This window comes from Tenacibaculum sp. 47A_GOM-205m (genome assembly GCF_000518405.1).
GTDB lineage: Bacteria > Bacteroidota > Bacteroidia > Flavobacteriales > Flavobacteriaceae > Polaribacter > Polaribacter lutimaris.
The window spans coordinates 70,233-95,514 of the sequence record NZ_JADN01000009.1 but is presented as its reverse complement, the minus strand read 5'-3'; the positions used below and the strand labels follow the sequence as shown (position 1 = coordinate 95,514).

Annotated in this window: 24 protein-coding genes; 10 read left to right on the top strand and 14 right to left on the bottom strand. The window is 31.7% G+C overall.

What is annotated here, in order from left to right; translation table 11 throughout:
* A complete protein-coding gene (locus N534_RS0111055; protein ID WP_028892549.1) occupies positions 1-1,005 on the top strand; it encodes a MoxR family ATPase in 1,005 nt (334 codons plus the stop codon).
* Positions 1,006-1,007: 2 nt separating this feature from the next.
* On the top strand, positions 1,008-2,339 hold the full coding sequence (locus N534_RS0111050) for a DUF58 domain-containing protein (RefSeq protein WP_028892548.1): 1,332 nt from the start codon (positions 1,008-1,010) through the stop codon (positions 2,337-2,339).
* A 47-nt stretch (positions 2,340-2,386) separates the two neighbouring features.
* Here the strand turns inward: N534_RS0111050 and N534_RS0111045 are convergent, their stop codons facing one another.
* The 3 genes from N534_RS0111045 to N534_RS0111035 are packed head-to-tail and all read right to left on the bottom strand — an operon-like array spanning position 2,387 to position 3,351.
* Positions 2,387-2,713 carry a CCC motif membrane protein gene (locus N534_RS0111045; protein ID WP_028892547.1) on the bottom strand — a complete coding sequence of 109 codons (327 nt, stop codon included), beginning with the start codon at positions 2,711-2,713 and terminating at the stop codon, positions 2,387-2,389.
* A 14-nt stretch (positions 2,714-2,727) separates the two neighbouring features.
* Positions 2,728-3,021 (bottom strand): DUF2752 domain-containing protein, encoded by a 294-nt coding sequence (locus N534_RS0111040; protein ID WP_028892546.1) that lies wholly within the window; start codon positions 3,019-3,021, stop codon positions 2,728-2,730.
* A 6-nt stretch (positions 3,022-3,027) separates the two neighbouring features.
* A complete protein-coding gene (locus N534_RS0111035) occupies positions 3,028-3,351 on the bottom strand; it encodes a YbaB/EbfC family nucleoid-associated protein (protein WP_028892545.1) in 324 nt (107 codons plus the stop codon).
* Positions 3,352-3,489: 138 nt separating this feature from the next.
* On the opposite strand from N534_RS0111035, the gene N534_RS0111030 reads away from it, so the two are divergent.
* Together N534_RS0111030 and N534_RS0111025 are read left to right on the top strand one after the other, a co-directional pair.
* Positions 3,490-5,586 carry an oligopeptidase B gene (locus N534_RS0111030; protein WP_028892544.1) on the top strand — a complete coding sequence of 699 codons (2,097 nt, stop codon included), beginning with the start codon at positions 3,490-3,492 and terminating at the stop codon, positions 5,584-5,586.
* Between the two features lie 114 nt (positions 5,587-5,700).
* Positions 5,701-6,696 carry a PLP-dependent cysteine synthase family protein gene (locus N534_RS0111025; RefSeq protein ID WP_028892543.1) on the top strand — a complete coding sequence of 332 codons (996 nt, stop codon included), beginning with the start codon at positions 5,701-5,703 and terminating at the stop codon, positions 6,694-6,696.
* A 135-nt stretch (positions 6,697-6,831) separates the two neighbouring features.
* Here N534_RS0111025 and N534_RS0111020 read toward each other — a convergent pair whose 3' ends face one another.
* Positions 6,832-7,767, bottom strand: coding sequence for a DsbA family protein (locus N534_RS0111020; RefSeq protein WP_028892542.1), 936 nt, complete (start codon positions 7,765-7,767; stop codon positions 6,832-6,834).
* A 226-nt stretch (positions 7,768-7,993) separates the two neighbouring features.
* Between N534_RS0111020 and N534_RS0111015 the strand changes: the two genes are divergently transcribed.
* Complete coding sequence (locus N534_RS0111015) at positions 7,994-8,353, top strand: helix-turn-helix domain-containing protein (protein WP_038005985.1); 360 nt, start codon at positions 7,994-7,996, stop codon at positions 8,351-8,353.
* Between the two features lie 79 nt (positions 8,354-8,432).
* Here N534_RS0111015 and N534_RS0111010 read toward each other — a convergent pair whose 3' ends face one another.
* Both N534_RS0111010 and N534_RS0111005 read right to left on the bottom strand, forming a co-directional pair.
* Positions 8,433-8,777, bottom strand: a complete 345-nt coding sequence (locus N534_RS0111010) for a hypothetical protein (RefSeq protein ID WP_028892540.1) — start codon at positions 8,775-8,777, stop codon at positions 8,433-8,435.
* A gap of 71 nt (positions 8,778-8,848) precedes the next feature.
* A complete protein-coding gene (locus N534_RS0111005) occupies positions 8,849-10,105 on the bottom strand; it encodes an exo-beta-N-acetylmuramidase NamZ domain-containing protein (protein ID WP_038005984.1) in 1,257 nt (418 codons plus the stop codon).
* Between the two features lie 136 nt (positions 10,106-10,241).
* Here N534_RS0111005 and N534_RS0111000 point away from each other — a divergent pair, with 136 nt between their 5' ends.
* Together N534_RS0111000 and N534_RS0110995 are read left to right on the top strand one after the other, a co-directional pair.
* Positions 10,242-11,477 carry an ABC transporter permease gene (locus tag N534_RS0111000; RefSeq protein ID WP_028892538.1) on the top strand — a complete coding sequence of 412 codons (1,236 nt, stop codon included), beginning with the start codon at positions 10,242-10,244 and terminating at the stop codon, positions 11,475-11,477.
* A 22-nt stretch (positions 11,478-11,499) separates the two neighbouring features.
* Entirely contained in the window at positions 11,500-12,858 is a 1,359-nt protein-coding gene (locus N534_RS0110995; protein WP_028892537.1) for a pyridoxal-phosphate dependent enzyme, read from the top strand.
* A 233-nt stretch (positions 12,859-13,091) separates the two neighbouring features.
* On the opposite strand, the gene lipA is transcribed toward N534_RS0110995, so the two are convergent.
* The 5 genes from lipA to N534_RS0110965 form a co-directional block, all read right to left on the bottom strand.
* Positions 13,092-13,961, bottom strand: a complete 870-nt coding sequence (lipA, locus tag N534_RS0110990; protein ID WP_028892536.1) for a lipoyl synthase — start codon at positions 13,959-13,961, stop codon at positions 13,092-13,094.
* A gap of 39 nt (positions 13,962-14,000) precedes the next feature.
* On the bottom strand, positions 14,001-15,221 hold the full coding sequence (locus tag N534_RS0110985) for an Nramp family divalent metal transporter (RefSeq protein WP_028892535.1): 1,221 nt from the start codon (positions 15,219-15,221) through the stop codon (positions 14,001-14,003).
* Between the two features lie 184 nt (positions 15,222-15,405).
* Positions 15,406-15,969 (bottom strand): RNA polymerase sigma factor, encoded by a 564-nt coding sequence (locus N534_RS0110975; protein ID WP_028892534.1) that lies wholly within the window; start codon positions 15,967-15,969, stop codon positions 15,406-15,408.
* On the bottom strand, positions 15,960-17,063 hold the full coding sequence (locus N534_RS0110970) for a glycosyltransferase (RefSeq protein WP_028892533.1): 1,104 nt from the start codon (positions 17,061-17,063) through the stop codon (positions 15,960-15,962). The genes N534_RS0110975 and N534_RS0110970 overlap by 10 nt, the downstream gene beginning before the upstream one ends.
* 30 nt (positions 17,064-17,093) lie before the next feature.
* Entirely contained in the window at positions 17,094-17,297 is a 204-nt protein-coding gene (locus tag N534_RS0110965) for a hypothetical protein (RefSeq protein WP_028892532.1), read from the bottom strand.
* Positions 17,298-17,431: 134 nt separating this feature from the next.
* Between N534_RS0110965 and aqpZ the strand changes: the two genes are divergently transcribed.
* Positions 17,432-18,118 carry an aquaporin Z gene (gene aqpZ, locus N534_RS0110960; protein ID WP_028892531.1) on the top strand — a complete coding sequence of 229 codons (687 nt, stop codon included), beginning with the start codon at positions 17,432-17,434 and terminating at the stop codon, positions 18,116-18,118.
* 49 nt (positions 18,119-18,167) lie between these two features.
* Here aqpZ and murB read toward each other — a convergent pair whose 3' ends face one another.
* Together murB and N534_RS0110950 are read right to left on the bottom strand one after the other, a co-directional pair.
* Positions 18,168-19,178, bottom strand: a complete 1,011-nt coding sequence (gene murB / locus N534_RS0110955; protein WP_028892530.1) for a UDP-N-acetylmuramate dehydrogenase — start codon at positions 19,176-19,178, stop codon at positions 18,168-18,170.
* Complete coding sequence (locus tag N534_RS0110950; RefSeq protein WP_028892529.1) at positions 19,179-20,369, bottom strand: pyridoxal phosphate-dependent aminotransferase; 1,191 nt, start codon at positions 20,367-20,369, stop codon at positions 19,179-19,181.
* A gap of 158 nt (positions 20,370-20,527) precedes the next feature.
* Here N534_RS0110950 and N534_RS0110945 point away from each other — a divergent pair, with 158 nt between their 5' ends.
* The gene (locus N534_RS0110945) at positions 20,528-21,862 is read left to right on the top strand and encodes an aspartyl protease family protein (protein ID WP_028892528.1); all 1,335 of its coding nucleotides are present in this window, start codon (positions 20,528-20,530) and stop codon (positions 21,860-21,862) included.
* Between the two features lie 54 nt (positions 21,863-21,916).
* Here the strand turns inward: N534_RS0110945 and N534_RS0110940 are convergent, their stop codons facing one another.
* Positions 21,917-22,321 (bottom strand): DUF1573 domain-containing protein, encoded by a 405-nt coding sequence (locus tag N534_RS0110940; RefSeq protein WP_028892527.1) that lies wholly within the window; start codon positions 22,319-22,321, stop codon positions 21,917-21,919.
* Between the two features lie 186 nt (positions 22,322-22,507).
* Here N534_RS0110940 and N534_RS0110935 point away from each other — a divergent pair, with 186 nt between their 5' ends.
* Entirely contained in the window at positions 22,508-25,147 is a 2,640-nt protein-coding gene (locus N534_RS0110935; RefSeq protein WP_028892526.1) for a valine--tRNA ligase, read from the top strand.
* Positions 25,148-25,282 lie beyond the last annotated feature (135 nt).

Below are 25,282 nucleotides of genomic sequence, written 5' to 3'. Positions count from 1 at the left end.
ATGAATACAGAAAATAATTCAGTAGAAACAACAAACGAGTTGTTTACAAGTAGAGTTGACTTGTCAAAATTAAAAGAAGCTGTTATTAAAATAAAAGAACAGTTAGGAAAAGTAATTGTAGGACAAGAGGAGTTTATGGAGCTGTTATTAGTTTCTTTATTAGCTGATGGTCATGTGTTAATTGAGGGAGTTCCTGGAGTTGCTAAAACAGTAACCGCAAAACTATTAGCAAAAACCATTGCAACTGATTTTAGCCGAATTCAATTTACGCCAGATTTAATGCCTTCAGATGTGTTAGGAACTTCGGTACTAAATATGAAAACATCTGATTTTGAATTCAAAAAAGGACCTATTTTCTCAAATATTGTATTGATTGATGAGATTAACAGAGCGCCTGCAAAAACACAAGCAGCGTTGTTTGAGGTGATGGAAGAAAAACAAATTACGATGGATGGTGAGCGTTATGTTATGAATCCACCATTTATGGTATTGGCAACCCAAAACCCAATAGAGCAGGAGGGAACTTATGCTTTACCAGAAGCCCAATTAGACCGTTTCTTGTTTAAAATAAATGTAGGGTATCCTAATTTAGATGAAGAAATACAAATTATCACTGCTCATAACGATCGTAAAGGAGCACTACCACAAACTAAAGTGGAAGCAGTATTAACTGAGTCTGAATTATTAGAATACAGAAACAAGGTTTTTGAGGTATTGGTAGAAGAAAAGATTATCAAATATATAGCGCAACTCATTTCTAACACGCGTAACAATGCACATTTGTATTTAGGAGGTTCGCCAAGAGCAAGTATTGCAGTATTGATGGCATCTAAAGCGTTTGCGGCAATTAACGGACGTGATTTTGTAATTCCAGAAGATGTAAAAAAGAGTATTTATCCAGTATTACGTCATAGAATTATGTTAACTCCTGAACGCGAAATGGAAGGAATGACTGCCGATAAGGTGATTGAAATGATTGTACAATCTGTAGAAGTTCCAAGATAGTGATTCAATTCTTTAAATCGTTATACGTACACAATCGCTTTTTTATCTATATAAGCGTAATTTCGGCATTGTTTTTATTGTCGTTTTGGCTTCCTGCGTTGTATTCAGCAACATGGATGTTAGTATGGTTATTTGTGATAGCGATGTGTGTTGATGTACTTATTTTATATCGATTTAAAAATGGATTTTCAGCGAAAAGAATTGCATCAGAAAAGCTGTCAAACTCTGATGATAATGAAATAGCAATTACACTTGAAAATAATTATCCGTTTCAAGTTTTTATTTCGTTGATTGATGAATTGCCAGCACAATTTCAAAAAAGAGATTTTGAACATGGAATGTCTTTGAAACCTGGAGAGAAGTCTACTTATACATACAATGTAAGGCCTGTTGAAAGAGGAGAGTACAAATTTGGAAAAGTAAATGTATTCGTGTCTTCTTTTTTACAAATGTTTTCTAAACGTTATTTGTTTTCTGCGGAAGAAAGTGTGAAAGTATATCCGTCGTATATACAAATGAAGAAGTATGAGTTTTTGGCTATGAACAATAACTTAACGGAGTTTGGTATGAAGAAAATTCGACGAATAGGGCATACAATGGAGTTTGAGCAGATAAAAAACTATATTCCAGGAGATGATATTCGTACCATAAACTGGAAGGCTACTGCTAAAAGAGCGGAGTTAATGGTGAATCAATACCAAGATGAAAAATCGCAGCCTATTTACTCTATAATAGACTTAGGACGCGTAATGAAAATGCCTTTTGAAGGATTAAAGTTACTAGACTATGCAATTAATTCAACGTTAGCTTTTTCAAACATAGCTTTATTAAAAAATGATAAAGCAGGGATGCTTACATTCTCTAAAAATGTAGAGAAAATAGTAGCAGCGAGTAGTAAGAAAACAAATTTATCGGTCATAAACGAAGAGTTGTATAATATAACTACCGACTTTTCGGACGCGAATTTTGCTTTGTTGTATGCAAATATTAAACGAAAAATAAATCAACGTAGTTTGTTGATTTTATATACTAATTTTGAACATATTTCAGCTTTAAAACGTCAATTACCTTATTTAAAGGCTATTGCTAAAAAGCATTTATTGGTAACTGTTTTCTTTGAAAACACAGAGTTGGATACGTTAATTAAAGAAAATGCAGAAGACTTGCAAAGTGTTTATCACAAAACAATTGCAGAGAAATATGCTTACGAAAAACGTTTGATGATAAAAGAACTAGAGAAAAATGCTGTGCATGCTATTTTAACCAAGCCGCAACATTTATCCGTAAATGTAATTAATAAATACCTAGAGTTTAAAGCAAAAGGAATGATATAAAAAAAGCGACCATTTGGTCGCTTTTTTATTTTTTTATTGATGTAGAATTATTGTAGTTCTTGTAATCTTTCTTGTAATAATTCTGGATTTCCTAATGCATCCATTCCTATCATTGAAATAATCCAAACAATGTAAGCTATAAAAATAACGTTTAATATAATACCAACAATACCAAGTATTTTCCCTGTATTAGCATTTTTTACTCCCTCGTACATATCAGGGTTTTCGTTATTCAATTTAATAGCTTTGTTACCTAAAACTAAAGCAATAATTCCTAAAGGTAGCCCAATAACTCCATAACAACAGCAAGTTACAATAGAGCATATACCTAAAACTAATGCAGTAGTTGAATTTGGTAGTTTTTGTTTTTCCATAGTTTTTCTAAAGTTTAAATTATTTGATTCATTTTTATTACATAGCTAATCACAATAATGGCTATGTTAACGATAGCCAATATACTGATTATTTTTTGGGCGTATTTTACTTTATAAAAGAAGTTAATAGCAACCACAAAAGCTAACGCTAGTAAGGTATATATAGCAGGGTACATTTTAAAAGCCGCTATAAATTCCCCATGAAAAACTAAGCTTAACGCACGTTGTATACCGCAACCTAAACAATCCATTCCAAAGAATTGTTTGTTTAAGCAGGGTAGCATATAATCTTCTAATTGTAAAAACATGGCTTATTATTTAAACATATCCATTCCAGGAATGTTAGGCATCCCACTCTTTGCAGCAACTGCTAATTCTTGTTCGTTAATTTCACCAGCACGCTTTAACGCTTTGTTTAAAGCTAAAATTAAGTAATCTTCTAGCTCTTCTTTATCTTCTAATAAAGATTCGTCAACAGTAATAGCCTTTATTTCTCTATTTGCCGTTACGGTAACTTTTACATTTCCATCAGCAACGCTTTCGTCAATTAAAACGGTATCTAAACGCTTTTTTGTTTCTTCTACTTTTTGTTGGGCTTCTTTTAATTTACCCATCATTCCAGAAATATCTCCGAACATAATCCTTCTATTTTATGATTTACTTAACAACAAAAATAGTATTTTCACAAGAAATATAAACCAACTTTAAAAATGAAAAAATTAATGCTACCAGCTTTGGCATTTAGTCTTATTTTTGCGTCTTGTAAAAAGCAAGAAATGAAGAAAGATATCAAAGCTCCAGTTGCTGAAAAACAGCCGACAAAGTTAGAGAAACATGGAGATGTACGTACCGATGATTATTTTTGGATGCGTTTAACCGATGAGCAAAAAAATGCTGAGGTTAAAGATGAGCAAACCCAAAAAGTATATGATTACCTAAATGCAGAGAATACCTATTATGATGAAATGACGAAAGAAACGAAAGAGTTTCAAGAAGAGTTATTTCAAGAAATGAAGGGACGTATAAAAGAAGATGATGAGTCTGTTCCGTATAAACAAGATGGGTACTTTTATATTACGCGTTATGAAAAAGGGCAACAGTACCCAATTCATAGCCGTAAAAAAGAAACTTTAGAGGCTGAAGAAGAAATCATGTTTAATGTGAATGATGAAGCTAAAGGATATGATTATTTTCAGTTAGGAGGATTAACGGTATCGACAGATAATAAATTAGTTGCATTTGCTACTGATACAGTAAGTCGTCGTCAGTATTTTATCAGAATAAAAAATCTTGAAACAGGTGATATTTATAAGGATGTTATTGAAAATACTACAGGAGGTTCTGTATGGGCAAATGATAATAAAACATTGTTTTATGCTAAAAAAGATCCTGTAACGTTACGTTCTTCAAAAATATACAAACATACGTTGGGTTCTGATGCGTCTTTAGATGAATTAGTGTATGAAGAAAAAGACGATACGTTCGGAGCTTTTGTTACCAAATCAAAATCTAAGGATTATATCATAATAGGTTCGTATAGTACAGTTTCTACAGAGTACCATGTATTAGATGCTAACAATCCTGATGGAGAGTTACGCATTATTCAACCTCGTGAGCGTGATTTAGAGTACGATGTAGCACACTACGGAGATCATTTTTATATCAAAACGAATAAAGACGGAGCGACTAACTTTAAGTTGATGAAAACTCCTGTAGATAAGCCTGGAAAAGAAAACTGGGTAGATGTAATTCCTCATAGAGATGATACGTTATTTGAAGATTTCTCAATTTTTAAAGACTATTTAGTTTTAGAGGAAAGAAATGAAGGATTAAATAAAATCCGTATCAAGCGCTGGGATGGAGCAGAAGATTATTACTTGCCTTTCGATGAAGAAACATATTCAGCAGGTGTATACGGAAATCCTGAGTTTGATACAGAGGTAATTCGTTATTCGTATAACTCAATGACAACTCCAAGTTCTGTGATTGATTTCAACATGAAAGACAAATCAAAAGAAATTAAAAAAGAACAAGAAGTTTTAGGAGGAAAGTTTGATAAAAACAATTATGTAAGCAAACGTATTTGGGTACCTGCTCGTGATGGTAAAAAAGTAGCGTTGTCAATTGTACATCATAAAGATACTAAGCTTGATAAAAACACACCAATTTTACAATATGCATATGGTTCTTACGGATATACAATTAATGACGGATTTTCAACAACACGTTTAAGTTTATTAGATCGCGGATTTGTATATGCATTAGCGCATATTAGAGGAAGCCAGTATTTAGGACGTGAGTGGTATGAAGATGGTAAAATGTTGAATAAGAAAAACACATTTACTGATTTTATTGACTGTTCTAAATATTTAATAGATAATGGTTATACATCTCCAGAGCATTTATATGCTATGGGAGGTTCTGCTGGAGGTTTATTAATGGGAGCTGTAATTAATATGAATCCAGAGTTATATAATGGAATAATTGCTGCGGTACCATTTGTAGATGTAATTTCTACGATGTTAGACGATAGTATTCCATTAACAACAGGTGAGTATGATGAGTGGGGTAATCCTAATAATAAAGAATATTACGATTATATCAAGTCGTATTCTCCTTATGACCAAGTTGAAGCTAAAGCATATCCAAATATGTTGGTAACTACAGGACTACATGATAGTCAAGTACAATATTGGGAACCAGCAAAATGGGTGGCTAAACTACGTGAGTTAAAAACAGATAATAATTTATTATTCTTACATACAAACATGGAAGCAGGTCATGGAGGAGCATCAGGAAGGTTTGATGCTTTAAAAGAAACTGCAGAAGAATACACGTTCTTTTTAATGTTAGAAGGTAAGTTAAAAAAATAATTATATTTTTGCGCTCGATTGAGTGTAAGTGTCATTGCGAAAGCAACGAACAATCTCAACAGATTTTTCGTGTCTAATTTTCGTAATGACACTTTTTCTTATTTATAAAACATAATGAAAAGACATCAAGGTATAACCAATTCAATAATAGATTTAGTAGGTCAAACCCCCATGATTCAACTGCATCGAATTACCCAAGATTTACCGGGTACATATTATGCAAAAGTTGAAGCCTTTAACCCAGGGCACTCTGCTAAAGATAGGATTGCACTGCATATTATAGAAACTGCTGAAGAAAAAGGAATTGTAAAAGAAGGAGATATTATTGTAGAAACAACTTCAGGAAATACAGGGTTTTCATTAGCAATGATTAGTATTGTAAAAGGGTATCGCTGTATTTTAGCAGTAAGTGATAAGTCTTCTCAAGATAAAATTGACATGTTAAAGTCAATGGGAGCAGAAGTACATGTTTGTCCTGCAAATGTTACTCCAGACGATCCTCGTTCTTATTACGAAGTAGCAAAACGATTGCATAGAGAAAATCCAGGGTCTATTTATATCAATCAGTATTTTAATGAATTAAATATTGAAGCACATTACAAGAGTACAGGGCCAGAAATTTGGGAACAGACTGAAGGAAAAGTAACACATGTAGTCGCAGCAAGTGGAACAGGAGGTACAATTTCTGGAACTGCGCGATACCTAAAAGAACAGAATCCTGATATTCAAATTTTAGGAGTAGATGCTATGGGGTCTGTTATTAAGAAGTATCATGAAACTGGTGAGTTTGATGCAAATGAAATTAGTCCTTATAAAATTGAAGGATTAGGAAAGAACTTAATACCTACTTCTACCGATTTTGATGTGGTAGATGTGTACGAAAAAGTATCAGATAAAGAAGCAGCGTTAAAAGCAAGAGAATTAGTGAAAACGGAAGGGATTTTCGCAGGATACACTTCTGGAGCAGCCTTACAAGCTACACAACAATACGCAGACAACGGATTTTTTGATGAAAATAGTGTAGTAGTGGTGATTTTACCAGATCACGGTTCTCGTTATATGAATAAAATCTATTCTAACAATTGGATGAAAGAACAAGGTTTCTTATAAAAAACCTTGTGTAATAAAACTAAAAAGTTTCGTTTTTGTTTTTTAGCATAAGCAATAGCGGAATTAATGACGTTGTTTTAGAATAAATGTCATCTGATGGGAGATAGGGGGAAATGCTATTGCCTATACTTAGAGTTATATGTTAGATTTTTTAATCGTCCACATAGCTCCATTTTTAGTAGCAATTTTTTCTAAATACTCCTTTTTCACGAGGTCATTTAATAATTGTTCACTTTGTATTCTAGGAATTCCAGATAATTCTGAATACTCTCTAACAGTAAGTGAATTGTATTTAGCGAATAAAGTTTTCCAGTCCTTAGCATATTCACTTTTAGAAATTGTAGGTTGAATTTTTAAAATAGCCATTTCGTAGAAAGCATACGCTTTAGAACCGTATACGATTTCTTGGTTGCCAGAATTATCTTCAAAATACATTGTAGGAAAACCTCTTACTCTATAAGCTCTCGCTAATTTTAAATCTTCTTCAAATAATAGTTTAGCTTTTCCTTCATAATCAGTTTTTAATGAATCAACATCAAGTCCTACATTTTTTGCTGCGGTTGCCATGTGCTCCCATTTAGCAATATTTTTCTTTTTTAAGAATACCATTTCTCGCATTTCTCTTAAAAACAATAGCGCTTTATCTTGGTCTTGCAACTGAGCAGCTTTAAATGCTATTGAAGGAGGGTAAGATGAATCTAAAGGGTCTTCTAACCACACATCCCCATCTATAGGCATATCGTAATAAACGCTAACTTCGTCCCAATGGTGAGCAACGTCTGAAGGTTTGCTTATTCCACCGCTGTTATAGCTCCAATCAGGTAATAAACCACCCATTCTATAATCAATTTCAATATTATCTCCGTATTCTAACTTTAATTTTCGTAGTTGAGGTTCAATCCCCCAACAAGAAGAACAAATAGGATCGGTAAAGTAAACTACCTTTATTTTCTTTTCTTTTGGTTGCTCTTTTTTTATAGTAGCGTTTTCGGTACTATCATTTGCTACTTCGCACATTCCTGTTAGCGGATCGCATAAAAGCGGATTTGAGTTCGATGTTTGTTCATTCATGTTGTTTGTTTTTGACTGTCCTTTGCAAGCTGCAAGATTCAACAAGGCAATAAATACTATTAGTACATTAATATTTTTAACCATGTTCTTATTTGTTTTACAATTGATTTATAAAGCAAAACTATGATAGATAACTAGTATATTTGGCATGAGTTTCCTAAAGGAAAGTACTTTCCTCTAGGAAACTGCCTTAGTGTTTAAAGAATAAATTATAGAGTTTACATCAGTGAAAAAATCAGTAATAAACAATACAACTGTTTGTCAAGTTAGAATGCAAGCTATAAGTGATGCAATGAGTATCTTATCAGGAAAATGGAAGTTCCATATTTTAGGAACGCTGATAGAAGGCAATAAACTAGGGTTTATGGATTTATTGCGAGAAATTAACGGAATTGGATCGAAAATGCTATCGAAAGAATTGCAAGATTTAGAAATGAATCGTTTGGTTAACAGAACGGTTAAAAATACGAAACCAATTACGGTTGAATATACCATTACTGAATACAGTAAAACACTAGCTCCTTTAATTGATAATTTAGCAAACTGGGGAATTAACTATAGGCAATCGATGTGTGAGGATAAATGATTTTAAATAAGGAGAAAAATTTATTCTCATAATTTAGATGAAAGAATAGAGAAGTGAATAGGCGTAATAATTTACAGAATTATTGCCACAGATATTCTAAATCTTCTAAATAAAAATAAGTTTCATAGGCTTTATTTGTGTCTTTTTTAAATAGAAATATATTTTTTGATTTTGAAGGTTTACTAATAGAATCTCCTTTTTCAAAATATTTTAAAGCGTCTTGATTAATTCTTAAATTAATTAAACCATTAACATTTTTAAGTTTAAATACAAAACCACCTGTAGATCGAATTTTGTATTCGATTACTCCTTCGATTTGATTATTAAAGAAGATTCTTTCTTTATTTTTATTATTCCAGAATATAAAAATAACAAAAGAAATAAATATTAAAATTAAGCTTGTTTTTAGAAGTTTAATTACCATAGTTTCTAAAACTTATAACTCCATCAAAAGTATTTAAAAATGTTTATTGATAAATTAATTTAAAAAAACAATTACTCATACAACAAATACTGCTCACGTACTTTTTTAAAATTATCTAAATCTTGTTGCCAACTAGCTTTAATTTCTTCTTCCGAAAGTCCTTCTTCAATTTGTTGTTGCAATTTTTTAGTTCCTGCTAATTTGGTGAAAAAATCATTAAAAAAATCTTTTTTAGGAGACTGTTGATACGCTTTTAGTAACCAACTAAGGTCTAAGTTAGCTAAACGTTTTGAAGTGCTTAAATCTTCTCCAAAACACATCCTTTCTTTATGTTTAGGATGCTTTGCTCCTTCGTTGGACTGTGGTGTAAAGCTAAAGTCTGATTTTTCTAAAAAAGGTGAACCATACACTTGAAACTGTTTGTTGGTGCCTCTTCCAGCAGATACATTAGTTCCTTCAAAAAAGCACAAACTAGGGTATAGGTTTATTGAAATGTCGTTCGGTAAATTAGGCGATGGTTTTATCGGTAAACTATATGTTGACTGATGTGTGTAATTTTCTAACTGAATAACAGTTAAATCACATTGAATACCATTTGCTAACCATTGTTCACCGTTAATCATTTGTCCGTATTCCCCAATCGTCATTCCATATACAACAGGTACAGGATGCATCCCTACAAAACTTGTATGTTCGGGTTCTAAAACAGGTCCGTCAATATAATGCCCGTTAGGATTGGGTCTATCTAATAAAATCACAGGAATATTTGCCTCAGCACAAGCTTCCATCACATAATGTAACGTAGAAATATAGGTGTAAAAACGCGCGCCCACATCTTGAATGTCAAAAACTACAACATCAATTCCTTTGAGTTGCTCAGGAGAAGGTTTTTTATTTTTTCCGTATAAAGAAATAATTGGAATCCCCGTTTTTATGTCCTTTCCATCAGCAATCGCTTCACCAGCATCCGCTTTTCCTCTAAAGCCATGTTCAGGAGCAAAAACTTTTTGTACGTTAATTCCCTCGTAATTATGTAAATAATCTACTAAATGGTGTGTAACATGTTTAGATCCCATAACATTGGGTGAAACTTCAGCTCGTTGTAATACTTGTAAAACGGAAGTTTGATTTGCAACAATGGCTATATTTTTATTTTTTAAAAGAGGAAGGTATAGGTTAGTTCTATCAGCACCCGTTTTAATTGTTTTTGGTTCTTCTTGTTTTATAGCTTCTTTAGTAGTAGATTTTTTTTGCTGTTGTGCACAAGAAGAAAATTGAAAACTGAATACTAAAAAAAGTAAAAAAATGGAATTAAAAGAAAGCTTCATCTATAAAAAATTAAAACATAAAGGTACAGAATTCTATTTTTTAAGAATAATAAAAGTTAAAGAATTAAAACCTAGGTATTCTTCTCTTTCTTTACATAAGAATTAATTACTTTTGGTTTTGTAAAAAAGAAAACATTTGAACTTCGAACTATTCATAGCAAAACGAATCATTGCCCGTAAACAGTATAAAAGCAGTATTTCATCACCTATCATAACCATTGCTACTATAGCCATTGCTCTTGGTGTAGCTATTATGTTGGTAGCGGTATCTATTACCTCAGGGTTTCAGAATAAGGTACGTGATAAAATGACAGGTTTTAAAGGGCATATTCAAATTGTAAATTATGATAATAATAATTCAGATGTTTCCACAGTTCCTATTGATATTAACCAAGAGTTTTATCCTGAATTTAAAAATATTGACGGCATAAAAAAAGTGCAACCGTTTGCCAATGTGGGAGGGATAATTAGAACTCCAACCGATTTTGAAGGAATTATTCTAAAAGGAGTTTCAGCTGATTATGATTTTACATTTTTTAACGAATGTTTGGTAGAAGGTCGTTTACCAGATTTTTCGCAAGATAGAAATAGAGAAATTCTAATTTCAGAATCCATAGCAAACCGATTACATTTTAAAGTTAACGATACAATTCAAACATGGTTTGGTGCAGAAAATAGTAGTTTGAAATTTAAAATGAGAAAACCTGTAGTTGTAGGAATTTACAATACAGGGTTTGAGCAGTTTGATAAAATCATGGTGTTGGGTGATTTAAGAGAAGTACAACAGATTAATCGTTGGGAAGAAAATCAAGTAGGGGGTTTTGAAGTACTGATAGATGATAACGATGAGTTAAAACAAAAAGGTGATGAAGTGTATACAAGCATTGGTGCAACCCTAAATAGTATTACAATTGTAAGTAATTATCCTGCTATTTTTGAGTGGTTAAAACTACTAGATAATAACGTGTGGTTTATTATCGGAATCATGGTATTAGTTGCAGGAATAAACATGGTAACAGCTTTGTTAGTGCTTATTTTAGAGCGTGTACAAATGGTTGGCATACTTAAGGCTTTAGGAAGTGTAAATTGGAGTATCCGAAAAATATTTTTATACAATGCTTCTTACTTAATTTTAAAAGGATTGTTCTGGGGTAACCTTATTGGGCTTAGCATTCTTTTAATTCAGAAATATACGAAGCTAATAAGTCTAGATCCTGAAACTTATTATGTATCAACAATGCCTGTAGATATTAATTTATTAGCTATTTTGTTGTTAAATATTGGTACGTTAGTATTATGTTTTTTAATGCTGATTGTTCCTTCATACATCATCACAAAAATCCGCCCTTCAAAATCCATTCGATTTGCTTAGTTTTGCATAACATTAATTAGATATGAAGTACGCAAAAAATATATTAGAAACTATTGGTAACACACCTTTAGTTCAGTTAAACTCAGTAACAAAAGAAGTAGATGCTTTAGTATTAGCTAAAGTAGAAACGTTTAATCCAGGAAACTCTGTAAAAGACCGTATGGCACTTAAAATGATTGAAGATGCTGAAGCAGATGGTCGTTTAAAGCCAGGAGGTACTATTATTGAAGGTACTTCAGGAAATACAGGAATGGGATTAGCATTAGCAGCTATTGTAAAAGGGTACAAGTGTATTTTTGTAATTTCAGATAAGCAATCCAAAGAGAAAATGGATATTCTGCGTGCAGTAGGAGCAGAGGTAGTTGTTTGTCCTACGAATGTAGAACCAAGTGATCCTCGTTCATATTATTCTGTTTCTAAACGTTTAGGTGAAGAAACACCAAACTCTTGGTATGTAAATCAATATGACAATCCGTCAAATGCACAAGCACATTACGAGCAAACTGGACCAGAAATTTGGGAACAAACAGATGGTAAAATAACACATTTTGTAGTTGGAGTAGGAACAGGAGGAACTGTTTCAGGTACAGCTAAGTTTTTAAAAGAAAAGAATCCGAATATTAAAATTTGGGGAATAGATACGTACGGATCTGTATTTAAAAAATACCACGAAACAGGTATTTTTGATGAGAATGAGATCTACCCATATATCACTGAAGGTATTGGTGAAGATATTTTACCTAAGAATGTTGATTTTTCTTTAATTGATGGATTTACAAAGGTAACCGATAAAGATGCTGCTATTTACACCCGTAGAATAGCTAAGGAAGAAGGTATTTTTGTAGGTAATTCTGCTGGATCAGCAATTAAAGGATTGTTACAATTAAAAGATGAGTTTAAACCAGATGATGTAGTAGTAGTGTTATTCCACGATCATGGAAGTCGTTATGTAGGAAAAATGTTTAATGACGATTGGATGCGTGATAGAGGCTTTTTAGAAGAAGAAATTACTACTGCGGAAGATTTAATTAAAGATCATATAGATAAACCGTTAGTAACTGTTCAAACAGAAGAATTAGTATCTCATGCTATTGAAAGAATGCGTGCATTTAAAATATCACAAATTCCAGTAAGAGATGCAAATGGATTTGTAGGTTCTGTAGATGAATCAGCTTTATTACACAGTTATTTAGAAGACAAAAATATAGCCGATAAGCCTATTAAAGATGTAATGGGTAAAGCATACCCTATAGTTAAAAAATCGGCTTCAATAGAAGAAGTGTCTAAATTAATAGACAAAGATAGTCAAGCTGTATTGGTTGATTTAGAAAATGGGAAGTATCATATCGTTACTAAATACGACATTATCAGAGCAATATAAGTTGTAAAACATTATAAAATCAAAAAGCCCACTCAATAGAGTGGGCTTTTTTGTTAATCAACTAATTCAAATAATTTACACAATGAAAACAATGTTACTTGTTTACATAAATACTGTTTCCAATATCTGTGCCAAAATTAAAAAGAAAAAACACACGTTAGTGTGTTTTTTAAATATTTGACATTTTTTTAACGTTGAAACGTTAAAAAGTTAAGGATTTTTTAAAGCTGAAATTAGCTAGCATGTTTGTGTGCTTTGTATGAAGAACGTACTAAAGCCCCGCTTTCTACGTACATAAAGCCCATTTCTAATCCTAAAGTTTCGTATTTTTTAAACTGTTCTGGTGTTATGAATTCCTTAACAGGTAAATGTTTTTTACTAGGTTGTAAATATTGGCCGATAGTTATAATATCTAATCCAACACTACGTAAATCTTTCATGGTTTGTATTACTTCTTCTTCTGTTTCTCCTAAACCAAGCATAATTCCAGATTTAGTACGCATACCATTATCTTTTAAGTATTTTAAAACTCCCAAACTACGATCGTATTTTGCTTGAATACGAACTTCACGTGTTAAACGACGTACCGTTTCCATATTGTGAGAAACTACTTCAGGAGCTACTTCAATAATACGGTCTATTAATCTTTCATTTCCTTGAAAATCAGGAATTAAGGTTTCTAAAGTAGTATTCGGATTTGCTCTACGAATTGCTTGTACAGTTTCAGCCCAAATAATAGAACCACCGTCTTTTAAATCATCACGGTCAACAGAAGTAATAACTGCGTGTTTAATATTCATTAATTTGATAGAGCGCGCAACTTTTTCTGGTTCGTCCCATTCAACAGTTTCTGGTCTACCTGTTTTTACACCACAAAACCCGCAAGAACGTGTACAGATATTTCCTAAAATCATAAAGGTAGCAGTACCTTCTCCCCAGCATTCACCCATGTTAGGGCAGCTTCCACTAGTACAAATTGTATTCAGTTTATACTTATCAACTAGTCCTCTTAGTTCGGTATATTTTTTACCAACAGGTAATTTTACACGTAACCATTTTGGTTTTTTTGTTCTTTCTGGTGCTACTGTAGATTCGTTTGCCATTCCATAAAAAATTGAATTGCAAATTTACAAAGAAAAGATTTATAAACTAAGTAAAAACCAAATACTAAAACCAATCAGAAAAACGATGCCAACTAAGCTTAAAACACGCAAGCCTATTTCTGGTCTGTGTTTTTTAGGTGTATGGTTTCCTGTTATTAAAATATAGTTTAAAATAGCGTAAAAAGGTGCTGTTAAAAACGATAAAATAGTAGCAATTCTTACAAGAAAAACCATATCACTTAAAAAGTAACGAAGAATTATATACGTACCAATTGTTAAAAGTATAATCCAAAACCAGTAGTTTAATTTTATCTTTTTAGAAAAGAGTAAAGAAGACGATTTTTCCATTGCTCTTGGTGAAGCATCTAAGGTGGTAATCGTTGTGCTAAACATAGTTGTAAATGCTGCAGCACCTATAAATATTCCGGAGAATTCACCAAGGTTTTCAGTATATAAATTTATAAGTTGTGAGGCAAAAGTAGCTCCTTTGCTAGAAAAAGACTCTCCTGATTGATACATAACTAAAGCCCCTAACATTACAAAACATACTCCTAAAAATAAGGCTCCAATGTATCCTACATTAAAATCAAAAATAGCTTGTTTAGGTTTAATCTTTTCAAAAGTAACTTTATCTTTTTCAACCGACCATAATGAATGCCAGATAGAAATGTCTAACGGAGCAGGCATCCATCCTAAAAAGGCAATTAAAAAAGTAACTTGTGCTGTTCCACTAGGAATTATTTGTTGAAAGCTGAATCCTTTTTCAGTTTTAAATAAGGCAATAGCAACAGCAATAATAGTACTTACAGTTAAAATAGCTATAATGTACTTCATTAAGTTGTCTAAAAGAGTATACTTACCAAGACCTAAAAAAAGAATGCTAACTAGCATAATAGCTAAAGACCATGCAACTAAATCGTGTGAAAAACCAAAGAGGTTAGCAGCCAAACTAGCAGTAACAATTGTTACAGCAGCTTGAATGGTAAACATGGTAGCAAAATTTAAAATATAGTAACTTATTAAAACGCCTTTGCCTAATTTTTTGTAGCCATCTAACAGCGTTTCTCCTGTTGCAGCCGCATAGCGTGGTCCGAATTGAAAGAAAGGATATTTAAAAATATGTACTAATAGAAGCGCCCAAAGTAAACCAAAACCAAAATCGGCACCAGCTCTGGTAGACTGTACTAAGTGTGAAACACCAATAGCAGCACCAGCAAATAAAATTCCAGGACCTAATAAATTTAAGAGGGATTTTTTCATGAGAGAAGAGAAAGTTTAAAAGATTAGATAATCGCTGTTTTTTAGTTTTTTTAAAATAGCGTTTACGTGTTCTTTTCTTCCTCTTTTTAACCGAAGCTCTTTATATAATTCTTTTTTGTATACGTTTTTTGCGTTTGCATGAAACTGTAAAATCATAAGTTTTTGATTTTTATGTTCTTGCAATTTATGATTTCTTTATTATTTCAGCTAATAATTTTTTTGCGCGCAATAATTTAACTTTAACATTGTTGATTGGCTCGTTAATTTGTTCAGAAATTTCCTTATAACTCAATTCCTGAAAGTAACGAAGATTAATAACTTCTTGATATTTTGGTTTTAGTTTTTTGATATCTTTTAGAAGCTTAGCTAAGTTTTGTTCTGTAATAATTTTATCTTCTGGCGAAGGTGCGTCATCAACAACAGCATATACTTCTTTTTCTTGTTCTTCGGTAGTTTGAGTATAAATGGAAGACTTTTTCTTTCGAAGAAAATCGATATATACATTTTTAGAAATGGTAATCAACCAAGTTTTAAATTGATAATCTTCATCAAAAGTTTCAATTCTATCAAAAGCTTTAGAAAAAGTTTGAATAGTAATATCTTCAGCATCATTATCATTCTGAGTTTGTTTTAATTGAAAAGCATATACATTTCCCCAAAAAGTGTCTAACAAATAATTAAAAGCTATTTGATTCCCTTTTTTTGCTTGCTGAATATTGTGAAGAACTTTCTCTTGATTTATTTCCAATGTTTTGGTTTCGAAATTTGGTTTGATATAAATATACTAATTTGTAATAATACTAAACAAATATCTAAGAAAGGTAGTAATATAATTACATTTTTTTCTTGAAATTTTGAAGCAGCTTTTCCTAAAACTGTATATAGTAAAGTAAAGTAGCCTATAATGAAAGGCAAGGCAATTGCCCAGTTAATTACTGCTATATAAATAGCCAAAATGTAGAATACTAGTTTTGAAACTTTGAATAAGCGTAGTAAAAATTGATGCTTCTTTTTGTATAATGAAATTAAAATAGTTTCTTTTTTTTGTAGAGAAAACCATTCTTTGAAAGTTGTTTTTTTTCTAGAGGAAACAAAGCTATTAATGTCAGTAGAGTAGGTAGTGTTAATTTTGGTAGCAGCATCTTTTATGAATAAATCGGCTTCGCCAATAAAAAGATTTACATGATTAATATATCCGTTAACTTTAAAAAACTCACTTTTTGTATAGGCTAGATTATGATTTGTAGCTCTATACGGACTTCCAAATTTAGTATAAGTAAAAATCTGAATACTGTTTAATAAATGGTGAAATCGTATAAATACATTATTTAACGAATTCTTTTTACGTTTTAACTTTTGATAACCAATAATTATTGATTTTTCTTGTGAAAAGTTACAAGCCATTTCACTAATCCAGTTTTCATTTAAAATCTTGCTGTCTATTTCGGTAAATAATAAGTGTTCGTGTGTAGCAGCTTTAACCCCAAGAGTAAGTGCATATTTTTTATTTCCCCAAAAGGCCTCCGTGTTTTTTACATCTACAATTTTTAAGTTAGTGTATTGTTTTTGTAGTTCTTCTAAGATATCTATAGTATTATCTATTGAAGCGTTATTAACAAGAACAATTTCAAAATTATGGTATTTCTGTTTGACCAAATGTTGAATATATTCAGTTAAAATATCAGCATTATTTTTTATATATACAATTACTGAAATAGGGATATTCACATCTTCATTTTTTTCTTTTTTTTTCTCAAAGACAAAAGAACAGAAGAACAAATAATACACTACTTGTATAGCCGTAGCTACAACAAAAGTGTAGAACAGTATAGTAAATACCATAAAAATAAAAAGGTTAGTTGAGTAAGACCGTTAGTTGTGTTGAGGTTCGCTACAAGTATCGAATTGATCTGGGGTTTTACCACAAAATCCGCAAGCTTCACCACTTTCGTTTAACATTGGGTTTTGACTAGCACAAGTACCAGCAAACTCTCCGTCTTTTTTTGCCCAAATTTTAATGGCAATTCCAGCAAATGCTAACGCTAATAATCCTATGGTAACAAAAATTAATTTCATGATGTATTGTTTTGTATTGCAAAGATACAAACTTCCCATTTTTTATGGAGTTAAAATGTAGTAGATTTATAACAATGTGACTTTTATTTAAATAAGGGTCATATTTAAGAATCAATTAATTTAAAAACATGGATATGAAAAAATATTTTGCAGAACTTTTCGGAACATTTTGGTTAGTTTTTGGAGGTTGTGGTAGTGCAATTTTTGCAGCTAGTTTTCCTGAGCTAGGAATAGGTTTTGCAGGAGTAGCCTTAGCGTTTGGTTTAACAGTATTAACAATGGCGTATGCTGTAGGACATATTTCTGGAGGTCATTTTAACCCCGCAGTTACTATTGGGCTTTGGGTTGGTGGAAATCATACAGCTAAAGAAGTGGTTCCATACATTGTATCACAATTAGTAGGTGCTGTATTAGCAGCTACTTTTTTATATTTAATAGTAACAGATAACGACGGATTTGAAACACTTGGGGGCTTTGCAGCTAATGGTTATGGAGAGTTATCTCCTGGTGGTTATAATTTAACAGCCGCTTTTATAGCAGAGTTTTTGTTAACCATGTTTTTCTTACTAATTATTTTAGGAAGTATTCATAAAAATGCTCCGAAAGGTTTTGCACCAATTGCAATTGGTTTAGGGCTAACTTTAATTCATTTAATTAGCATTCCTATAACCAATACATCTGTTAATCCAGCACGTTCTATGAGTCAAGCATTATTTGCTGGCGGAGGTTATTTGTCGCAGGTATGGTTGTTTTGGGTAGCGCCTATTGCAGGAGCAATTGTAGGAGGTTTAATTTATAAAGCTTTGTTAGAAAAAGAATAGAAAAAATAGGTGTAGAAATATAAAGGAGCGTAACTACTACGCTTCTTTTTTATTGAATAATATTAACTTCTATTTCAAGGTTAATATCAAATGTACCTTTAATAGTATGTTGAATTTTTTGTGCCAATTCATAAATTTCTTTCCCTGAGGCATCCCCATAATTTACTAAAACTAAGGCTTGTTTTTCATGAACTCCGAAGTTACCGAAACGCTTTCCTTTAAAGCCGCTTTGTTCAATTAGCCAACCAGCAGGGACTTTAATTTCGGTATCTGAAATCACATAACTAGGAATGCTTGGATAATTTTTTTGAAGTTTTTCAAAATGTTCTTTAGAAATTACTGGGTTTTTAAAGAAACTTCCGCTATTACCAATTTCTTTTGGGTCGGGTAATTTAGATTGACGAATAGTAATAACAGCATCAGAAATATCTTTAATGGTTGGATTTGTTATTCCTTTTGAAGATAATTCAGATTCTATTGCTCCGTAAGAAGTATTAAGCTTATGATTGTTTTTAGTTAATTTAAAACTAACAGAAGTTAATATATACTTTCCTTTAGCTTTATTTTTAAAAATGGAATTTCGATATCCAAACTGGCATTCTTCAGCAGAAAAAGAAACGAGTTTTCCTGTTTTTATTTCAATAGCTTCTACTTTAGTTATAGTATCTTTTACTTCAACTCCGTAAGCTCCAATATTTTGAATTGGGCAAGTGCCTACATTTCCAGGAATAAGCGATAAGTTTTCTAAGCCGCCATAATTTAGTGAAACACACCATAATACAAACTCGTGCCAATTCTCACCAGCATTTACAGTTATGTAGACATCGTTATGGTTTTGTTGATCTATTGAAATTCCTTTAAAATTAATATGTACAACTAAGGTTTCAATATCTTTGGTAAGTAACATGTTACTACCGCCAGAAATTAAAAAAATGTCTTTTTCCTCTTTTATAAGTTGTTGTAATTGGTATACTGAAGTAATAGAAACAAAACGTTTGGCATTTACATCAATACCAAACGTGTTGTATTCTTTTAAAGATATGTTTTCTTGAATATTCAATTAACTATTATATTTTTCTAAGGCGATTTTTAATATTTCAACAGAACGTTTTAAATCAGTTTTATTCAAAACGTAAGCAATACGCACTTGGTTTTTCCCTTCACCTTCGGTAGAGTAGAATCCACTTGCAGGGGCTACCATTACTGTTTCGTTATTATCATTGAATTTTTCTAAAATCCATTGCGCAAAATCATCAGTATCTTTAACTGGCAATTCAACAACACAGTAAAAAGCACCTTTAGGATTAGCAACTTTTACACCGTCTATTTTTTGTAATTCAGTGATTAACGTATTTCTACGATCTTCATACTCTTCAATAACTTCATCAAAATAACTTTGAGGTGTATCTAAAGCAGCTTCACTGGCAATTAAAGCATACGTTGGTGGGCTTAAACGCGCTTGTGCAAACTTAAGAGCTGTATTTATAAACTCTTCGTTTTTAGAAACTATACAACCAATTCTTGCACCACACATACTATAACGTTTCGATACAGAATCAATCATAATAGCATTTTGCTCTAATCCTTCAAAAGCCATAACTGAGTTATGTTTTTCACCATCGTAAGTAAACTCACGATACACTTCATCAGCAATTAAAAATAAATCGTGTTTTAACACAATTTGTTTTAGCTTTTCAATTTCTTCTTTACTGTATAAGTATCCAGTTGGATTTCCAGGGTTACAAATTAAGATAGCCTTTGTTTTAGGAGTAATTAACTTCTCAAAATCTTCAATTGCAGGTAAGGCAAAATTATTTTCAATTTTAGAAATAACAGGAACTACTTTCACACCTGAAGCAGTAGAAAAACCATTATAGTTCGCATAAAAAGGCTCAGGGATAATGATCTCATCTCCCGGGTCTGTAATACTACCAATTGTAAATAGTAAAGCTTCTGAACCTCCTGTAGTAGCAATAATGTTGTTTGCTGTTACATGAATGTCGTTTTTAGCATAGTAATTTGCTAATTTAGTTCTGTATTCTTCTGAACCTTCAGATCTAGCATATGATAATACTTCGATAGTATTATTTTTTACAGCATCTAAAGCAACTTGTGGAGTTTTTATGTCTGGTTGACCAATGTTTAAATGATAAACTTTTGTTCCGTTCTTTTTAGCAGCCTCAGCAAAAGGAACCAATTTACGTATTGGTGATTGAGGCATTGCATTTCCTTTACTAGAAATTGATGGCATTTTTATATTAATTAGTTGTTTGAGTGGCAAATTTGCGAAATATATTTGATAAACTAAGGTAGTTTTTAAGGAAAAAGGGGGTTAAAAAAATCATAAAAAGTAAAAAAAAACGAGTAGAAGATTGTATCTTTAAGTACAGAACCATAAAACAAGTTTTTTTGACTAGACTACTACTATACACGTTAACACTATTTTTTAGTGTGTCTGTTTTTGCACAGCAAAATTTTAATTTTTTTGGAAACAATACAGATAAACAATCGGTTAATTTTCAATTAATAAACAATCTTATTGTTATTCCTTTAGAAATTAACGGACATCAATTGTCGTTTATTTTGGATACAGGGGTGAGTAAAACAATTTTATTCAATCTCACGTCAAAAGACAGTGTTGGTTTAAATGATATAGAACGTGTATTGATTCGAGGGTTAGGTACAGGTGAGCCTGTTGAAGCATTGAAGTCTAAAAATAATAGTTTTAGAATAAAGAATATTAAGAGCACAAATGAAGAATTATACGTTATATTAAAGGATGCTTTTGATATTTCTGCTAAAATGGGAACAACTATTCATGGTATTATAGGGTACGATTTGTTAAAAGATGTCATTGTAAAAATTAATTACAACAATAAAAGGATTGACTTTTATAATCCAAGAACTTATAAAAAATCTATCTGTAGGAATTGTGAAAGCTTTCCTTTACAGTTTTATAGGAACAAACCTTATATAGATACTCACATACAACTAGATTCTGATGTGAGTACTATAATACCTGTAAAATTATTAATAGATACTGGGGGAAGTGATGCGATTTGGTTGTTTGAAGGAACGAAAGAACAAATACAAACACCTAAAAAGTTTTTTAAGGATATTATAGGTGAAGGTTTTAGCGGAACGATTTATGGAAATAGAAGTAGAATACAAAACATAACAATAGGAAAATTTGAAATTAAGGAGCCAACAGCTTCTTTTTTGGATTCTTCTTCAACATTTAACGCAAGACAATTTAAAGAGCGAAATGGAAGTATTGGTGGAGCCATTTTAAAACGTTTTAAAGTTTGGATCGATTATCCTAACAAAAGGATTGTGCTAAAAAAGAATAGTTCTTTAAGTGCAGGTTTTTACTACAATATGAGTGGTATACATGTTGTGCATGCAGGACAAGAGTTAGTTAGAGAAAAATCAATGACCAAAGCAGTTGATAGTTATAATAACGATGCACAACAAAAAAATGTTATTTCATTTATTGATAGTTATTTTTATCGTTTTAAACCTAAATATAAAATAGATAAAATTGTAGAAAATTCTCCTGCTTTTAAAGCAGGGCTAAAGGTAGACGATGTTGTAAAAAAGATTAACGGTAAAGCAGCGCATGAATATCAACTGAATGAAATTATTGAAATGTTTCATGTCAAACCAGGTAAAAAAATAAGAATAGAAGTTGAAAGAGCAGGAGTGAAGTTAAAATTTGAATTTAAATTAGAACAACGGATATAAATAAAAAAGCTCAACTTATTAAGTTGAGCTTTTTTATCTTAACAAGTGTAGTTTTTAGCTATCACTTACAGTACTTTTTTCTTTGGCTGGAGTTGCATCTTTTACGATAAAACCTTTGATTTTAACCATTTTTCTGCTTTTCTTAGCATTAGAAATAATAGTAATGGCTTTAGAGAAACCACCAGGTCTTTTAGTATCATAAGAAACTTCAATTTCTCCTTTTTCACCTGGCATAATTGGTTTTTCAGGTTTAGATGGAACTGTACATCCACAGGTAGATACGATGTCTTTTATAATTAAAGGAGCATCTCCTACGTTAGTGAATTCAAATACGCGTTTTCCTTCAGATCCAAGAGCTATTTTTCCGTAATCGATTGTTTCAGTTTCAAATTTAAATTCTTGAGCGCTTACTGTTAACGTAATAAAGAAAACAGCGACAAATGATAAAATTGTTTTCATAATGTTAAAATTAATTTTAAGGTGTAAACCAATACAAATTTAGTATTATTTATTTAAGATCTTAAAAAAACAACTTCTAATTTTCTGTACCTCATAGATAGTTGTATTTTTGCTAATCAATTTTCAAAAACAATGCCAAAAGCTAATTTTAATTAGTAATAAGCAAAACAAGATATTTTAACATATATGAATATTCCATCAAAATACAATTCTAAAGAAGTAGAAGGTAAATGGTACGATTACTGGATGAAACATAATTATTTTCATTCTGAAGTAGATGAAAGAGAACCATACACAATAGTAATACCTCCACCAAACGTCACAGGAGTATTGCATATGGGGCATATGTTAAACAATACCATTCAAGATGTATTAATCCGTAGAGCTCGTTTACAAGGAAAAAATGCGTGTTGGGTTCCTGGTACTGATCATGCTTCGATTGCGACTGAAGCAAAAGTTGTAGCGAAGTTAAAAGAGCAAGGGATTGATAAAAACGATTTAACACGTGAAGAATTTTTAGCGCATGCTTGGGAATGGAAACATGAATATGGAGGAATTATTCTTGATCAGTTAAAAAAGTTAGGAGCTTCTTGTGATTGGGAGCGTACTGCATTTACGATGGATCCTGCATTGTCAGAATCAGTAATTAAAGTATTTGTAGACTTATATAATAAAGGTCTAATTTACCGTGGATATCGTATGGTAAATTGGGACCCTGAAGCAAAAACTACCCTTTCTGATGAAGAAGTAATTTATGAAGAGCGTCAAGGAAATTTATACTATTTACAGTATGATATTGTAGGTTCTGATGAAAAAGTGACAATTGCAACCACACGTCCTGAAACTATTTTAGGAGATACTGCTATTTGTATCAATCCAAATGATGAGCGTTTTACTCATTTAAAAGGAAAGAAAGCTATTGTACCTTTATGTAATCGTGAAATTCCAATTATAGAAGATGAGTATGTAGATGTTGAATTTGGTACGGGTTGTTTAAAAGTTACCCCTGCTCATGATGAAAACGATAAAGTTTTAGGAGATAAGCACAATTTAGAAGTAATAGATATTTTTAATGAAGATGCTAGTTTAAACTCATTCGGATTACACTACGAAGGAAAAGATCGTTTTGTAGTTCGTAAGGAAATTACTAAAGAATTAGAAGAAAAAGGATTCTTAGTAAAAACAGAAGTTCATACCAATAAAGTTGGAACTTCAGAAAGAACGAAAGCGGTAATAGAACCAAGATTATCAGATCAATGGTTCTTAAAAATGGAAGAATTGGTAAAACCAGCTATCGAAGCTGTTTTAGGTGAAGATAGAGAGGTGAAGCTATTCCCAAGAAAGTTTGAAAACACATATCGTCACTGGATGGAAAACATTCGTGATTGGAATATTTCTCGTCAGTTATGGTGGGGACAACAAATTCCTGCTTTCTATTTTGGAGATGGTAAAGAAGATTTTGTAGTAGCAGAGAATATTGAAGAGGCAGTAAAATTAGCTCAAGAAAAAACAGGGAATACATCATTAACTGCTTCTAACTTAAAACAAGATCCAGATGCGTTAGATACTTGGTTCTCTTCTTGGTTATGGCCAATGAGTGTTTTTGATGGAATTCGTAATCCTGAGAATGAAGAAATTAAGTATTATTATCCTACCAACGATTTAGTAACAGGTCCAGATATTTTATTCTTCTGGGTAGCTCGTATGATTATTGCTGGATATGAGTATAAGGGAGAGCGTCCGTTTGAAAATGTGTATTTAACAGGTTTAGTACGTGACAAGCAACGCAGAAAAATGTCAAAATCCTTAGGAAACTCACCAGATGCTTTAAAATTAATCGAAGATTTTGGTGCTGACGGAGTTCGTGTAGGGTTATTATTGAGTTCTGCTGCTGGAAACGATTTATTATTTGACGAAGATTTATGTCAACAAGGAAAAGGATTTGCAAATAAAATCTGGAATACCTTCCGTTTAATTAAGGGATGGGAGATTGATGAAAACTTAGCGCAACCAGAAACAGCTAAAATTGGATTAGCTTGGTACGAAGCGAAATTTAATAAAGTGTTATTAGAAATAGAAGATCATTTTAGTAAATATCGTTTATCTGATGCGTTAATGGCAATTTATAAATTAATAACTGATGATTTCTCATCATGGTTATTAGAAATTGTAAAACCAGGATATCAACAACCAATTGATGCTAAAACATACAAAGCTGTAATAGAAATATTAGAGAATAACTTAAAAGTATTGCATCCATTTATGCCTTTCTTAACAGAGGAAATCTGGCAACATATTACTGAAAGAACACCAGAGGATGCATTAATTATTGCTAAATACCCTGTAATTGGTGATGTTAATGAAGAGTTGATCGCTAATTTTGAGTTTATGACTGATGTGGTTTCCGGAATTAGAACGATTAGAAAAAATAAAAATATTTCGTTTAAAGACACTATTGAATTATCAGTAGTAAATAATGAAAACTACACTAAAGATTTTGATGCTGTAATTCAAAAGTTGACTAACGCTTCTGAAGTTTCGTACGTTTCAGATAAAGTAGAAGGAGCTGCATCGTTCCGTGTGAAGTCAAATGAATATTTTGTTCCTATTTCGTTAGATACGATTGATGTTGAAGCAGAAATTACAAAACTAAATGCTGAGTTAAAACGTGCAGAAGGTTTCTTAACAGGAATTCAAAAGAAATTGTCTAACGAACGATTTGTGAGTAATGCACCAGAGCAGGTAATTACTTTAGAACGTAAAAAAGAATCTGATACGTTGGCAAAAATCGAAACGATTAAGGCTAGTTTAGCTTCGTTACAATAAGTTAGTCGTTTTTAATAAATAAAAAGTCCGCTGTTCGTGAACAGCGGACTTTTTTTGTGGATTTTTAGGATATTTTATTCTATTTGTTTAGGTTTGAGGATATTTCAAAAATGCTATATTTTAAAATTCACTATG

Coding starts and splice junctions, on each gene's coding strand:
- N534_RS0110950 (WP_028892529.1), bottom strand. CDS start 20,369: ATGCCATCAATTTCTAGTAAAGGAAATGCAATGCCTCAATCACCAATA.
- N534_RS0111055 (WP_028892549.1), top strand. CDS start 1: ATGAATACAGAAAATAATTCAGTAGAAACAACAAACGAGTTGTTTACA.
- N534_RS0111030 (WP_028892544.1), top strand. CDS start 3,490: ATGAAGAAAGATATCAAAGCTCCAGTTGCTGAAAAACAGCCGACAAAG.
- N534_RS0110940 (WP_028892527.1), bottom strand. CDS start 22,321: ATGAAAACAATTTTATCATTTGTCGCTGTTTTCTTTATTACGTTAACA.
- N534_RS0111020 (WP_028892542.1), bottom strand. CDS start 7,767: ATGAATGAACAAACATCGAACTCAAATCCGCTTTTATGCGATCCGCTA.
- aqpZ (WP_028892531.1), top strand. CDS start 17,432: ATGAAAAAATATTTTGCAGAACTTTTCGGAACATTTTGGTTAGTTTTT.
- N534_RS0110985 (WP_028892535.1), bottom strand. CDS start 15,221: ATGAAAAAATCCCTCTTAAATTTATTAGGTCCTGGAATTTTATTTGCT.
- N534_RS0110965 (WP_028892532.1), bottom strand. CDS start 17,297: ATGAAATTAATTTTTGTTACCATAGGATTATTAGCGTTAGCATTTGCT.
- N534_RS0111040 (WP_028892546.1), bottom strand. CDS start 3,021: ATGTTTTTACAATTAGAAGATTATATGCTACCCTGCTTAAACAAACAA.
- N534_RS0110970 (WP_028892533.1), bottom strand. CDS start 17,063: ATGGTATTTACTATACTGTTCTACACTTTTGTTGTAGCTACGGCTATA.
- N534_RS0111010 (WP_028892540.1), bottom strand. CDS start 8,777: ATGGTAATTAAACTTCTAAAAACAAGCTTAATTTTAATATTTATTTCT.
- N534_RS0110995 (WP_028892537.1), top strand. CDS start 11,500: ATGAAGTACGCAAAAAATATATTAGAAACTATTGGTAACACACCTTTA.
- N534_RS0111025 (WP_028892543.1), top strand. CDS start 5,701: ATGAAAAGACATCAAGGTATAACCAATTCAATAATAGATTTAGTAGGT.
- N534_RS0111035 (WP_028892545.1), bottom strand. CDS start 3,351: ATGTTCGGAGATATTTCTGGAATGATGGGTAAATTAAAAGAAGCCCAA.
- N534_RS0110935 (WP_028892526.1), top strand. CDS start 22,508: ATGAATATTCCATCAAAATACAATTCTAAAGAAGTAGAAGGTAAATGG.
- N534_RS0111005 (WP_038005984.1), bottom strand. CDS start 10,105: ATGAAGCTTTCTTTTAATTCCATTTTTTTACTTTTTTTAGTATTCAGT.
- N534_RS0111045 (WP_028892547.1), bottom strand. CDS start 2,713: ATGGAAAAACAAAAACTACCAAATTCAACTACTGCATTAGTTTTAGGT.
- lipA (WP_028892536.1), bottom strand. CDS start 13,961: ATGGCAAACGAATCTACAGTAGCACCAGAAAGAACAAAAAAACCAAAA.